The sequence below is a fragment of the Zobellella maritima genome (assembly GCF_003075035.1).
Classification (GTDB): Bacteria; Pseudomonadota; Gammaproteobacteria; order Enterobacterales; family Aeromonadaceae; genus Oceanimonas; species Oceanimonas maritima.
Window position 1 is genome coordinate 114,796 of record NZ_QCZE01000002.1, and the last position, 14,145, is coordinate 128,940.

The following is a 14,145-nucleotide window of genomic DNA, read 5'->3' on the forward strand; positions in this document are numbered from 1 at the left end:
TGTAGTGTGGGCCTCAGGCCATAACAACAAGAGTAGCCAACATGACCCAAACCTTGATTGCACCACCTCGTGGATTTGACAATTCAGAATTTGAAGCGCGCACCCAGAAGCTGCAGGCACATATGGCCGAGCAGAGCATTGATGCGGTTTTTCTGACGACAGAGCCGGAGTTCCGTTATTTCAGCGGTTTCAAGTCCCAGTTCTGGGAAAGCCCTACCCGACCCTGGTTTCTGGTTGTGCCCGCCAGCGGAAAGCCTATCGCCGTGGTGCCGGAAATTGGCGCAGCCGGGCTTCATCAGACCTGGCTTGAAGATGTACGCAGCTGGCCTTCTCCGCGGCCGGAGGACGACGGTATCTCGCTGCTGGCCGATACTCTGGCTTCCTGCGCCCGGCGTCATGGACGTATTGGCGCCATGTTGGGGCCGGAAACGCACCTGCGCATGCCGGCCGCGAACTTTGCCCTGCTGCAGGAGCGCCTGAGCCTGCATCAGCTGGTGGACGTTTCCCAGATCATCAGGGCCTTGCGCAATATCAAGTCCGAAGCAGAGATCGCCAAGGTTCGCTTTGCCTGTGAAGTGACTGCCGCCGGCTTTGATTATTTGTTGGAAAACATGCATGCGGGCATGACCGAGCGGGAAGCCTGCAAGGCCATGCACCTGGAGATGCTGCGCCTGGGAGCGGATGCCTGCCCGTATTTGATTTCGGCTTCGGGACCGGGCGGTTACGACAATATCATTATGGGGCCAACCGACCGGCGCCTGGAGCGTGGGGATCTGTTGATCATCGATACCGGTGCCAACTTTGATGGTTATTTCAGTGACTTTGATCGTAATTATGCCTTTGGCGAGGCTGACGATCTGACCAAAAAGGCCTATGAAGCCGTGTATCGTTCCACCGAGGCCGGCTTGCAGGTCGCTGCACCGGGGCGCACTACCGGTGACGTCTGGCAGGCCATGTGGTCGGTGCTGGAGCAGGCCGGGGCGCTGGGGAATGACGTGGGCCGGATGGGCCATGGCCTCGGCATGCAGTTGACGGAGTGGCCGTCGAATGTGCCGAACGGTGATGTGGTATTGCAACCGGGCATGATCCTCACCCTGGAGCCGGGCATGACCTATGCGCCGGGCAGGATGATGGTGCACGAAGAAAACATTCTGGTAACCGAAAACGGGTGCGAGATGCTGCACAAGCGGGCCTGGTCAACCCTGCCGGTTATTGGCTGACCCCGGGCAGGCTGCTGTATCGCATGAACGCAGCAGCCTGTATCACTGACTGTATAGGGCGTGGTTGTTCAACAGTTTCATTCGTCAGGTATTGGCGATAGAAAACCGATGAGCCTGCCCGGCGTTGAAATAATCAAAGCGAATCTTAAAGACGAACCGCGCCGGTTAGTTCCCGTAATGGCTCCGGTGCGATTAACCTGGTGTGCAAATGGCTTCCCTACCTATGTACAGGTCACGCCGCTGAAGAGGGCGCGGGTGCGTGGACATGCGGCTTTCCATGGTGCTCGTATCATTCTGTGACCAATGGCGATGCCTCCCTGCTTCATGTATTAACCCGGCGGGATAATGTCGGAATTTTCTCCTCGACCAGATCCGTCATGCTGCACGTAAACTGCAATAGGCACTTGGCGATGGGATGCTGTTCTCGTCGCCGGTATGGGGGGCAGCGCCGGGCCGAGGTTATCGATTTATATATTTTGCAAGGCACGCTGGACCGGCTGCGCTTGCTGTCACCCACAGGAACGCTGCAAACTGCATGTTTCGGCGTTAAGTGTCAGTGAGGCCTTCCGTTCGTTGCGCGTGGGCTGCAATCTGCTTTTTCAGATAGGCTTCTACCGCCGGGGCATGGGATTTCCGATCCACATAGATGACGCCGAGCGGATCGTTCGACATGCCGGGCGGTGTGGCAAAGCGCTGCAGTCCATATGATTGATGCCATGCCTCGGCCAGCGGCGCCGGGCAGAGCGACAGACGGTTGCTGGTACTGACCAGGCCGAAGATCAGTTGAGTGTTATCAACGGTGATGCAGTCCGGGGGCATCATATGTCCTGTCCGCGTGAGCAGGGCGTCGAACTCATCGCGCATCGGCGTTCCCGCAGTCGGCAGGATCCATGGTCGTTGCATCAGGGCCCCCAGATCCTCGGGTGGCGGGGCGGTCTGTCTGCCGGCGATGATGGCGATCTCGCCCGATGACATCGCATGGCTCACAAGGCCCCGCTCGGTCAAGTCGCCACCGAGCCGGGCATAGACCAGATCAAGGCGGTTGTGTTGTAGGTCATCGATTAGCCGCGATCGGATACCTTCATGCAGCCGAATATCCACATTCGGATAGTTCTGCTTGAAATCCACCACCGTGGCCGTGATCTGGGTGAACAATGAGCTGGCTTGCACCCCGATCCTGACCTCTCCCCGGCTCAGCCCGGTGAATTGCCCGGCAAGTGTCTCAAGCGCGGAAATATCGTCGATGATGGCGCGAACCGCACGGAGCAATTGCTGCCCGTGAGAGGTGCGCAGCAGGCCTCTTGGATGGCGGTCAAAGATTGCGAAACCGAAGCCTGCTTCGAGTTCACAGAGGGTCCGTGACACTGCGCCCTGCGAAATATGCAGCCGTTCGGCCGCACGGCTGACGCTCAGTACCTCGTCCAGCATCACGAGGACATGGAGATGCCTGAGCTTCAGACCTCTGCGGAGAAAGCTGGACAGATCCATGCAAAACCCCCGTTGTGACTCGAACAGATATTACCAAATGGTAATGCATCGTTATAAATATAACACTTTTTTTAAACGCGAGATGTCACATACTGCATATGTCACCCGGCGCGGCAGATGCCCGGGGGGACCTTATAGACACACAAGGAGGGCTCTCTATGACGGGTGCATCAATGACAAATGTATTGCAGGCGTTTTGCCTGCTTGGGTTGTTCCTGCTGATCGGTACCGTGTTACGCGCCAGGATAGGCTGGCTGCAACGGCTGTTCATTCCGGCCTCGGTCATCGGCGGCTTCGTCGGATTGCTGGCCGGGCCGCAAATCTGGGGCGATCTGACGCCGATTCAGTACCCCGAGGACTGGATCAGGATGTACAGCCTGCTGCCGGGCGTGCTGATCATTCCGGTGGTGGCCTCGGTACCGCTGGGGATCCAGCTTTCCCAGAAAGGCGAAGGCGCGGCCACGGCCCGAAACGTCTTCAACATGTTCCTGCTCATGCTCACGCTGTTCTCGTTGCAGATTTTCATTGCCGGCGCGGTCGGTGCCCTCTTTGCCACCACAATGCCTGATCTGGGCATCTACAACACCTTCGGGATGGAGATGCCCATGGGCTTTTCGGGTGGGCATGGCACCGCCGGCGTTGTCGGCAATATGCTGAATGGCATGGGGCTGGAGTATTGGGAGATCGCCCAGGGCGTGACCGTTACCTATGCCACCATCGGTCTGATCGGCGGCATCATCATCGGCATCGCCGTCATTCGCTGGCTGAACACGCGGCAGCTGCTGGAAGGCTCCATGAACATGGCCAGCATTCCGCGATCCTGGCTGACCGGGTTGGAGCCCGACACCGACAAGCAACGTCCGGCGGGTAAGGAAACCACCATCTCAACCTCAATCGACGTCATGGCCTTCAATGTCGCGCTGATCCTCGCCGGCTCCGGTCTGGCCATCCTGCTGCGCGGCTGGGTCAAGGCCTCTGGACTGCCGGTGATCTCGGCGGTGCCGGTCTGGGCCTATGCGATCATCGTGATGTGGGTGGTCTGGATCATGATGAACAAGCTGAAGATCGCATGGCTCGTCGATGCCGGTGTCAAGGGCAAGATCGCCTCGACCCTGACGGACTTCGCGATTGTCGCGGCGCTGGTTTCCATGCCCGTGCATGCGGTGGTGAGTTTCCTGGTTCCGGTCCTCGTGACCGCTGCGATCGGTGTTGCGATAACAATTGGTGTCGCCTTCTTCCCGGCCCGGAAAATGTTTTCGTCGGCCCCGTTTGAGCGTGCGCTGCTGATCTTCGGCACCGCCTCCGGCGTGTTCCTGACCGGGCTGCTGCTGCTGAAAATATGCGACCCCGACTTCAAGACCGCCGCCATGCGCGACGGCTCGTTGGCTTATTCAATGAATACAGTGGCAGGCTTTATCCTGCTGCCGATCATGGCCAGCATGGCGGCCGCTTCCGGGCCGATTGCCCTGGCAGGACTGGGGGCCGCCGTGGTCACAGCCTGCCTTATCGGGCTCTTCCTTGTCTCAAAAATCAAGAGCGGGGCGCCCCTGAACAACGTAATGAACCGATGATGAGCAGGGCTGTTACCGGCCCCTGTTGCTACTGGACCTGTCCTGGGAAGCCAATACATCACTTTAATTTTTCATTAATTATTAGTGAATTATGTTTAAGCCTTGTGGGTTTACAGGCATCAGGTTCGTAGCACTCAATGTGTTCAATGTTGAAACGGATAAAGAGATACAAGAATGACTGATCACAATATTATCGACTTTGTTAATGCCTATATCGAGGGAGAAGCGGCCAGCTTCACCAGTTTGAGCGACCAGGTATGGGAGTTTGCGGAAACCCGCTTCGAAGAGCATGCGTCGGCCGAACTGCTGGCCGAGCACCTGGAGCAGCAAGGCTTCAGCGTTGAGCGGGAAGCAGGCGGTATCGAAACCGCATTTGTCGCCAGTTACGGCCAGGGCAAGCCGGTCATCGCGCTGCTCGGTGAATATGATGCGCTGGCCGGACTCAGCCAGCAGGGCGGCTGTGCCCACGCCAGCTGCGTGACCGAAAATGGCAACGGCCACGGCTGTGGACACAACCTGCTCGGCGTGGCGGCGCTGTCCGGTGTGCTGGCGGTCAAGGAGTACATGGATCGCAACAAACTTCAGGGCACCATCCGATTCTACGGCTGCCCCGGTGAAGAAGGCGGCTCAGGCAAAACCTTCATGGTGCGCGAAGGACTGTTCGACGACGTCGACGCGGCTCTGACCTGGCACCCCGGCACGTTCAGTGGCATTTTTAGTCAACCGACCCTGGCCAATATCCAGGCCGAATTCAGTTTCAAGGGCATCTCCTCCCATGCGGCAGCATCTCCCCACCTGGGGCGCAGTGCCCTGGACGCAGTGGAACTGATGAATGTCGGCACCAACTATTTGCGCGAACACGTCATTCAGGAAGCTCGCATTCACTACGCCATCACCAACGCCGGCGGCGATGCCCCCAACGTGGTGCAGGCTAACGCCAGCGTCCTGTATCTGATCCGGGCACCGAAGATCAGCGATGCTCAGGCCATCTATGACCGAGTGGTCAAAATTGCCGAAGGCGCCGGGATGATGACCGAAACTGAACTGACAGTCCGCTTCGACAAGGCGTGCTCAAACTTTGTGCCCAACCGTCACCTCGAACGACTGATGTACCAACACATGCGCGCCTTGGGACTGCCGGACTACAGCGATGAAGAGCAGGCATTTGCCGCCCAGATCCGTGAAACGCTCAACGAGAGCGACGTAGCCAGCGACTATAAGCTCATCGCCAATATGGCCGGGCTTAAAGGCAATGAGTTCGTCAAGTCTCTCGATGGCAAGGTGTTGATGGATGAAGTGGCCCCCTATGAGCCGACATCCAGCCTGCTGTCCGGTTCGACCGATGTAGGCGATGTCAGCTGGGTAGTACCCACCGCCCAGTGCTTCTCGCCGTGCTTCGCCATTGGCACCCAGTTCCATACATGGCAGGTGGTTTCTCAAGTGCAAACCTCCATTGGCCACAAGGGCATGCTGCTTGCCAGCAAAGCGATGGCTGCAACGGCTATCGACCTGCTGCTGGATCCGAAACATTGCGAAATCAGCCAGCAGGAGCTCGCAGACTATACCCGCACCGACAACTACAGCTGCCCGATTCCGGATTCTGTATCTCCTAGCAGGTTGGGCTGATACCGCTCTGAACAGCGCCGTTGACCTTGATGCGGCGTTTTTTTGCTATGGGCTGTCGTCATCAGATGGCGGCCCATAATGTCACGCAACGGATCTGTGTCGCCGCCACGAACGAGCCGGAATTTTTTGCATATCTGGTCGCTGTCCCTCGCCATTGCTTCAGGTAGAGAAAGGCATTTTCTACCAGATACCCTATCTTATAAATTTCCTTGTCGTGCTCTCGCTTTTCCTTACGATTCCGTGTTGACGGGATCATCATCCCTTGAGATATAGCGTCGTAACCTCGGTCTGCCGGCAAATACGCGGCTTCCAGGCCATCAATCAAGGACTTAGCCTGAGTACAATCTGCTGTCGTTCCTGGGGGCTCGATACATTTAACCGGCATACCATGAGCGTCAACAGCCAAATGGGTCTTGCTGTTCAGCCCCCCCCTTGTGATCCTCATGTTCTGATTGCCACCCACTGCACCGCAGGTATGAGGGTGAACCTTGATATGGCTGGCATCGAACGTCAACCATTCAAAATCCGGTTCGTTTATCAGCCGCTCCTGGAGTCGCGCCCAAATTCCCGTATCACGCCAACGGCAAAAGCGACGGTGGGTATTTTTCCATTCTCCATAGTCAGGTGGCAGGTCTCGCCAAGGAGCACCGGTACGCAAGATTCAAAATACAGCGTTAATAAACAACCTGTATCACGCGCCTCTCGGCCCCAATCGCCCTTTTTACCCAGTAAGTGAGGAGCGAGCGGTTGCCATACATGGTCAGAGATATAGTGGCGGCGATGAGCAGGGATAGTCATGATATCGTTAGATATTGCCGTAATGAGATAGGGATTGTACTGAAAACAATCGGCGTATGACGACAGCCTCTAGCTGATTGGAAAATGCAGCTCTGGCTACGATAAGCGGTTGCTGGCAGACACAGTAATGTCCCGCTACAAGCAGCTGGAGAGTCTAGGGAGTGTTCTTAATTATTAGGAAGTCCTGCCGATGGTAAGTGTATCATGGCATCGTGGAGAATGAGTCAATGTGTCGGCAGGTACTGAGAGATGACCAATGGGGGCGTCTCAAAGACTTACTTCCGGGCAAGGCCAGCGACTGTGGGGTCACGGCGAAAGACAACCGCCTTTTTGTTGAAGCCGTACTGTGGATCGCTAGAACGGGGGCACCATGGCCGGATCTGCCAGCATCCTTCGGACACTTACATCGCGTGTATGTAAGCTATAACCGTTGGTCATATAAGGGCGTTTGGACACGCATTTTCGACGTTATCTCGGATGGCCCCGAACTCAAGTACCTCATGCTTGATGGCAGTATTGTCCGGGTCCATCAGCATGGGGCGTCAAAAAAACAGAACGCGATGAGCAAGCCCAAGGTAAGTCACGGGGAGGATTGAGTACCAAAATCCATGCTGCGGTTGATGCCTTGGGAAATCCGGTTCGTCTGATTTTGACGGCAGGGCAGGCTTCAGAGTATGGCCAAGCCGACAACCTGATTAAAGACATAGAAGCAGGCTTTGTGCTGGCAGACAAGGGCTATGATTCAGATGGCTTTGTCGCTTCGATGTGTGCCGGTGGGGAAGCACCAGTGATTCACCCCAGGAAGAACCGGAGTACCCCACGGGGCTACGATAAAGAGCTGTATAAAGCACGTAACCTGGTTGAACGTTTTTCCAGAAGCTTAAGCATTACCGCCGCATAGCGACTCGATATGAGCGTTTATCGAAAAACTACGCAGCTATGTTCAGGCTCGTGTCGACGGTGATATGGCTGACATGATTGAGAACGCTCCCTAAGGCTTTGTCTGTGTAACTACAGCGGCCAGTTCGGTGAAATCCTAGCCGGCGTGACGGTGATGAACAAAGTCATAGGGCTCGGTATACCTGTTCGTCAGCCGGTCAGTTGAGGCCCGCAAGCCCTGTAGGGACAAGCAGTCCCGCTGAAGATTAACAACTCCATCCTCTACCACACTCGTTTTCTTTTGAATACTACCTCTGAACCGTGGTAAGTTGGTTTGGCTAAAGATGCAAGCCTTGGAACAGCAAAAGTTTTTGGTTGAATGAATCAACTATGCCAGTGTATAAGAACTTCCAAGTAGAGAGTAAATTTAATATGCTACGATACTATCTTTATTAGGCTGGGGGTTGTGCCCTAATTAAACCATATTTTTGATGAAGTTTTTCACATGACCTCAATAGTTGACAATTTCGATCGTGCTATCTTAAGTGTTTTACAAAAAGACAATACAACACCTTTGCGTCTTATCGCAGAGTTAGTTCACCTTTCTACGGCCTCGGTCCAGAGGCGTATTAAGCGTATGGAAGAAAATGGGGTGATCAAAGCAAACTCTGCTATTATTTCCCCCGAAAAAGTAGGTAAGGTTATCACAATTATTGTGGAAGTTCATGTAGTACATGCACACGCTTCTTACATGAAAGAAATGAAGAAAGTTTTTTCCGGGCCTGAAGTGCAGCAGTGTTATTATGTAACAGGTGAGGCGGATTTCATGTTGATATTGACCGTTTCAGACATGTCGGAATATGAAGCCATTAGCAACCGTTTATTCTATAATAACGAAAACGTAAAGTGGTTTAGAACTATCGTTGTGATCGATCGGGTCAAAACAACGATGGATACACCTCTACCTTTTTTATCTCCGTCATAAATCACGCTTTCCAATTTAATACTGTTGTTTTAATGGTTTTCTGCTTATGGTTTTCGTTTGTTACATATCACCCTTAATCAAGATAAGTTATAGGTTTTTATTGAGTTTTTACGTTTTCTTGATATTTTGGTTTTAAATTAAATAAAAGCCTAATCTTACTTAAAGCAGGAGTGACTCATTGGTTTTCACAATCAACAGTTAGCTCAAACGTATCTAGCATATTGACTGCATATCACAGTCAATATGCTTCCATATTTCGTCACTTGGCAAGCTGATCGTATACAAGGTTAACCCAGAAATTAGTGCCAACCTGCAATAAGTCATCGTTAAAGTCATAATTTGGCTGATGCAATGGCACACCACCTTTTTTTCCGGTTAAACCATTGCCGACTAATATGTAACAGCTCGGCACTTCACGTTGCATAAATGCGAAGTCTTCAGAGATACAGTAAGGTTTGAAGTTTTCATTAACCTTGCTTTCACCGACAAGTTTCTTCGCTATTCGAGCTGCAATTTCAGAGGTCTTGGCGTCGTTAATAGTTGATAATACGCAGTTCGAAAACTCATAGTTATAAGCAAGCCCGGCTGCAGAAGTGACACCTGAAACAACACGCTCTATCGCATTTTTAATGTACTCTTGCGTTTCATCAGAGAAGCAACGCGTGTCACCTGTTAGCGTAATAATTGTAGGAATAACATTGGCACCACCATTGGTCTTTATGTCGGTAACTGATAAAATTGCAGGCTCGTTGATCGCATCTAGATTACGAGTAATAATGCTTTGTAACGCAGGTACAATGCTGCATGCGGTAATCATTGGGTCACTGCCTAAGTGAGGCATCGCAGCATGGCCACCATCGGCAAGCACTTCAATTTTAAAATGATTTTCACTTGCCATTACTGAGCCTGGGCTGATCAAGAAACTACCGACGTCTATACCTGGCAAGTTATGCATCGCATAAATGGCGTCAATCTTCCAACGAGTGAACAATCCATCTTCAATCATGGCTTTTGCGCCAGTACCCAACTCTTCTGCAGGCTGGAAAACAAAGTAAACAGTACCATCAAAGTCATTTTGTAGTGACAGTTGATATGCCGCACCAAGTAACATAGAAGCATGACCATCATGTCCACAACCATGCATCATCCCGTTATTTTTCGAAACGTAGGAAAAGTCATTTTTCTCTTCTATAGGTAGCGCATCAAAATCAGCACGTATTGCGATAGATTCCGTTGATGTGCCACGGCTTAGAATGCCCACAATCCCTGTTTTGCCAATGCCCCGTACAACTTCAATACCAAACTCTTCAAGTTTCCGCGCAATAAACTCCGATGTTGATTTTTCTTTAAAACCAATTTCAGGAATGGAGTGTAAGTGGTGTCGCCACTCTATTATTTCATTTGATAAACTCATATTGGCCTCTTGGTGAGGTGATGGGGTCTATAGTATAAGATGTAAAAATCAAAATTGTTTAAAATTTGATTTTATAGTTTTTGTTATTTTTAGCAAACAAAAAATAATATTTTTAATATTCACAATGTTTAGGATAATGAATTGCCTTTTCTAGATGTCTCCGGATAGTAGTTTCCCATATCCTGGGCATACTGCTTTTTTTCCACATAAATGCATTGAGTGCCAAAATAAAGCTGAGTTGCTAGATACAATAGGAATGCCATACTTGTTTTCTAAGTGTTGTATTCTTTCTACGGCTCGAAGGCTGGTGCATGACATAAAAATAACATCGACATTACCGTCCTTAGTTATTTTTTCGATGCCTTCATTAAACGTTTCTAACGTAACTTTATGGATCATGTTATCGTCAATAATGCCTAGAGACGCCAAGCCTACAACGTTAAATCCTGCATTGGTTAATTGCTCGTAAAGAGGGAAGTTAACATCTGTTGGGTAAGGTGAAAATACTGCTACGTTCTTAGCGCCTAAATGCTTAAATGCAGCTTGAGCGGCAGACCATGGATTGGTTGTTGGGGTCACTTCGCGCCCTTTAGTTAATAACTTGGACACTTTATTTTCACCAATGAGAATGGAGGCGGACGTACATGCGAATGCCATTACATCCATTGATAACCCATCACCAACCAATGCTGCACCATCGCTAATGCTTTCCGCTACAGCGTCTAATGCTTCAGGAGTCATGCCATTTTCTTTAAATATTCTGGTGCTAAAAAGTGAAGCTTGTTCGCGCAGTAGGTGAGACCAATCTGTTTCTAAGGAATGATCATTGGCTAGCTGAACAAGACCAATATGAACTCGTTCAGGGCGAGGGGCAGGTTCAAACCCGATTCTTACTTCAAACTCATGAAATTGTTCTAAATTCATATTAGCATTCCTTCTTGTCAGTTTCATTTTGGAGAGCTTCGTTTTGTCAGCCCCTGCAATTGTTGAGTGAGGATGAACCCTGATTTCTTTTACTAAAAAATTAGTGGTGACACACGAATTCTCTGTATGGCTATATTAATTTATCTGTAACTTTGACTTGTGGTTATACTCGTCCATATGTTGTCTTTGATGTGCTTTTATCCAACTATTGGGATGAGATTTATTTCGGGTTGCTTCTCTGTCTTAGGCATCGCTTTAATTATTTTTGGGACGTTCTTCATTAATGAATTTTCCGCAGTAATTTCACCCAGAATGAAGTAATGTCTGGAGTGGTCGTTTCATATTATTAAGTGCTAAGTCTTGCTCCATAGTATAAGTCCAATACGACCGTGATATATTATGAAATAGGGTCGACACTATCATATTCAGGGGCTTTTAGTTTCCTGGTAATAATGATGTCGACCCACTTTTTCAGTGTTTAAATGACTTAAGTTCTTGGGGTGAAGCCAGTTCGGCTCAACTAAACTACCTCAGGTTACTTGCTAGAGAGTCGGTGTTCTTTTCAAGGCTTGGTTCTATGTTAGCTCCACCATTAGAGGTGACTATATTGATTTCCTTGTCTTTTTTAATGGCATAGAGAATTCCTATGGTAAATGCTGCTGCAGTTACAATCACAATATACAATTTAATAGAAGTCACTGAATTATATATAAGTATGCCCTGAACGACACCGGCGAGGCCTATTAGCACATAAAAAAACCACAAAGGAACATTTTTGCCAAACTCTCGCGTTGCCCAAGCACTTGGGAACTTCTTAGGTAGCATTGCGATTGCTACCATCATGAAGATGCCAATGCAAATATCAGTAAGGATATAAGTGTTTGCAATGGTGCTAATATCCCAGCCAAGAAGGATTGGTAACATAGAAGCAAGCCAGCAAAGCGTTAATATCTTCCAGGGGCTGCCTCTTCTGTTTGTAACGGCGAAGCTTTTCGGGAACCATCCATCATGTGTAGCAGCCTGGATTGGTTGTACATAAGATGCATAAACACTGTTAATTGTCGTTGTCAGAGCCATAAATGGCCCACAAACCATAAAGAACACAAAAATTGGAGTTGAAAGAATTTCACGAGCAACAATTGTTAGAGGCTGATTAGCTACTTCATTAATTGGAAGGGTGCCGGAAGCTACGACCGAAACCCCCAAGTAAATAAAGATAATTGCTATTGTTGTACCAATCATGCCAAATGGGATATCTTTTTTGGGGCGTGCAGCATACTTGCTAAAGTACATCAAATAGTACTGGCAGTATGTCGCAAAGGAAAGTAAGCAAGCCGCTTTAAAAATCCCCATGTTACCTTGTGATGCAAAGTCTGGATTAGAACTTGGAGATAGAAGAGTCAAGTCAACTTGCCCGAAGCCAATTAAAATAAATGTTGCGATACCAACCGCAAGCAAGGTTGTCATTATGTTTTGGAATCTAGATAGAGTATCCAGACCAAACAGGTTTACGATGTAGAATACCGTTAAACCTGCGATGGCTCCTGCTGATGGAGTGATAGTTGGTAGTAATGAGTTAATGTAAAAACCTAGCGCCAGGGCATAAATGGCTACAGTAGGAAAATATAGGAAAAAACTTACAACATACATACCAGAATACTTCTTCCCTAGTATTCTGCTGATAAGGGCGTAAGGACCACCATCCAAAACGAGTGTGCCACTCGCGAATAACATGGGGATGTTATAGAAGATGCCGAATATAATGGCGATACCAAAAGCTAACCACAATGCATGACCAGTTAAACCAATACCTGCACCGATAAGTGAAAACAACCCTGCACCGACAGTAATACCGATACCCATGGCCAAAAGTGTCCATTTTCCAAGGGCTGTGTTACTTGAGGTTTCTAAATGTGACATCTTAGTTTCCTCCCTTGGGAAGGCTGATAGGATATACTTTATCCCACGCAGGTATATAGCATTGTATGAAGTTCATATTAGAATCCTTTCTTGTTTTTTCTGTTTATATAAATTCCAGTTTATTACTCAGTGAGATTAATCTATGATGATCAGTTCCGGTTCTGCACGCTCAGACAGCCATTCAGCACCCTCCTCTGTAATCACAATGTTTTCCTCGTGTAACATTGTTTTTCCCTTCGCATAAACCATGCCCGGTTCTAGAGTCATCACCATACCCGGCTTCAATACTGTATTGTCTGTGGCAGTGTTAGATGGTCGCTCAGTTAGCTCCATGCCTAAACCATGACCAACTCGACCGATGTCATTTCCCAATGCACCATTGGCCTCTAGTACTTTCCACATTGCGTTATAGATGTCAGTTGTCGTTGCACCAGGTCGGGCAACTTCAAAGCCTTTCGTGGTAGCTTCATAAGTCGCACGATAAGCTGCTTTCGTTTGCTCACTGACATTACCAAATGCCCAGTTCCTATCGAAATCAGAGAAGTAACCATCCCATACCGCGCCTGTATCAATAAGTAATACATCGCCAGGTTCAATGATGCGATCTGTGGGGCCCATTAAAATATCGTCGTACCCGTCAGGACCCGATCCAGCAATGATAAATGGACACTCATCAGCACCCTCTTGTAGCATGTCTATACCAAATCTCTTGCAGATCTGACGTTCAGTCATGCCTGCTCGGGCATATTCTGGAATACGCTTGAAGGAAGCACTGGTGATGCGGCAAATTTCACGGGTTTTCGCTATCTCAGCAGCTGATTTAATTTGTCGAAGCTCATGGGTGGCCAACGAGATATCAACAAACTCTTTGTTCACAATGGCGGTCAGTTTTAAATAGTTATTAACCGGCATGCGAAGGTGAGACTCGATGCCTAAAGTGGCCCCAATCCTGCCATGACGGTTTGGTAATTTTTTCAAGGTATCGGCAACAAGACTAATGCCATCATCTTCAGGACGTGGAGCGGGCCAGGTGATAATAGTGTCGATCCATGTTTTCGACATTCCCTTCGCTCCAATCTCAGGAATGATAGCTATCGGTTTTCCTTCGGCTGGAATAACAACAAACCAAGGGCGAGTTGGACTGTGCCAAAATTGTGAATGGAAGCCAGTGAAATAGCGAACGTTTGGTTCAGTAGTGAAAAACATGGCGTCGAGCTTCATGTCATGCATCACTTTTTGAGCACGAAGGGTACGTTGCTCAAATTCTTGTTGGGTAAATCCACGAGTAGGGATCGTCATTTTATTTGCCTTCCATTTCTA

General features: G+C 49.5%; 9 protein-coding genes and 2 pseudogenes. 5 read left to right on the top strand and 6 right to left on the bottom strand.

What is annotated here, in order from left to right; translation table 11 throughout:
* Positions 1 to 41 precede the first annotated feature (41 nt).
* A complete protein-coding gene (locus DCS96_RS12420; protein ID WP_116474725.1) occupies positions 42 to 1,220 on the top strand; it encodes a M24 family metallopeptidase in 1,179 nt (392 codons plus the stop codon).
* Positions 1,221 to 1,766: 546 nt separating this feature from the next.
* Here the strand turns inward: DCS96_RS12420 and DCS96_RS12425 are convergent.
* On the bottom strand, positions 1,767 to 2,708 hold the full coding sequence (locus DCS96_RS12425; protein WP_116474726.1) for a LysR family transcriptional regulator: 942 nt from the start codon (positions 2,706 to 2,708) through the stop codon (positions 1,767 to 1,769).
* Positions 2,709 to 2,866: 158 nt separating this feature from the next.
* On the opposite strand from DCS96_RS12425, the gene DCS96_RS12430 reads away from it, so the two are divergent.
* Positions 2,867 to 4,279 (top strand): sodium/glutamate symporter, encoded by a 1,413-nt coding sequence (locus DCS96_RS12430; protein WP_157953634.1) that lies wholly within the window; start codon positions 2,867 to 2,869, stop codon positions 4,277 to 4,279.
* A gap of 174 nt (positions 4,280 to 4,453) precedes the next feature.
* The gene (locus DCS96_RS12435; RefSeq protein WP_116474728.1) at positions 4,454 to 5,905 is read left to right on the top strand and encodes a M20 family metallopeptidase; all 1,452 of its coding nucleotides are present in this window, start codon (positions 4,454 to 4,456) and stop codon (positions 5,903 to 5,905) included.
* Positions 5,906 to 5,966: 61 nt separating this feature from the next.
* Here the strand turns inward: DCS96_RS12435 and DCS96_RS12440 are convergent.
* Positions 5,967 to 6,703, bottom strand: a pseudogene (locus tag DCS96_RS12440) (IS5 family transposase).
* Positions 6,704 to 6,930: 227 nt separating this feature from the next.
* On the opposite strand from DCS96_RS12440, the pseudogene DCS96_RS12445 reads away from it, so the two are divergent.
* Positions 6,931 to 7,681: pseudogene (locus tag DCS96_RS12445) on the top strand (IS5 family transposase).
* Positions 7,682 to 8,087: 406 nt separating this feature from the next.
* Complete coding sequence (locus DCS96_RS12455) at positions 8,088 to 8,567, top strand: Lrp/AsnC family transcriptional regulator (RefSeq protein ID WP_116474729.1); 480 nt, start codon at positions 8,088 to 8,090, stop codon at positions 8,565 to 8,567.
* Positions 8,568 to 8,826: 259 nt separating this feature from the next.
* On the opposite strand, the gene DCS96_RS12460 is transcribed toward DCS96_RS12455, so the two are convergent.
* The 4 genes from DCS96_RS12460 to DCS96_RS12475 all read right to left on the bottom strand — a co-directional run bounded on the left by DCS96_RS12460 (position 8,827) and on the right by DCS96_RS12475 (position 14,124).
* Positions 8,827 to 9,981, bottom strand: coding sequence for an amidohydrolase (locus DCS96_RS12460; RefSeq protein ID WP_116474730.1), 1,155 nt, complete (start codon positions 9,979 to 9,981; stop codon positions 8,827 to 8,829).
* A 150-nt stretch (positions 9,982 to 10,131) separates the two neighbouring features.
* Positions 10,132 to 10,905, bottom strand: coding sequence for a maleate cis-trans isomerase family protein (locus tag DCS96_RS12465; protein WP_116474731.1), 774 nt, complete (start codon positions 10,903 to 10,905; stop codon positions 10,132 to 10,134).
* A 525-nt stretch (positions 10,906 to 11,430) separates the two neighbouring features.
* Complete coding sequence (locus DCS96_RS12470) at positions 11,431 to 12,825, bottom strand: APC family permease (RefSeq protein WP_116474732.1); 1,395 nt, start codon at positions 12,823 to 12,825, stop codon at positions 11,431 to 11,433.
* 135 nt (positions 12,826 to 12,960) lie between these two features.
* Positions 12,961 to 14,124 (bottom strand): M24 family metallopeptidase, encoded by a 1,164-nt coding sequence (locus DCS96_RS12475; RefSeq protein ID WP_116474733.1) that lies wholly within the window; start codon positions 14,122 to 14,124, stop codon positions 12,961 to 12,963.
* Between the last annotated feature and the right edge of the window lie 21 nt (positions 14,125 to 14,145).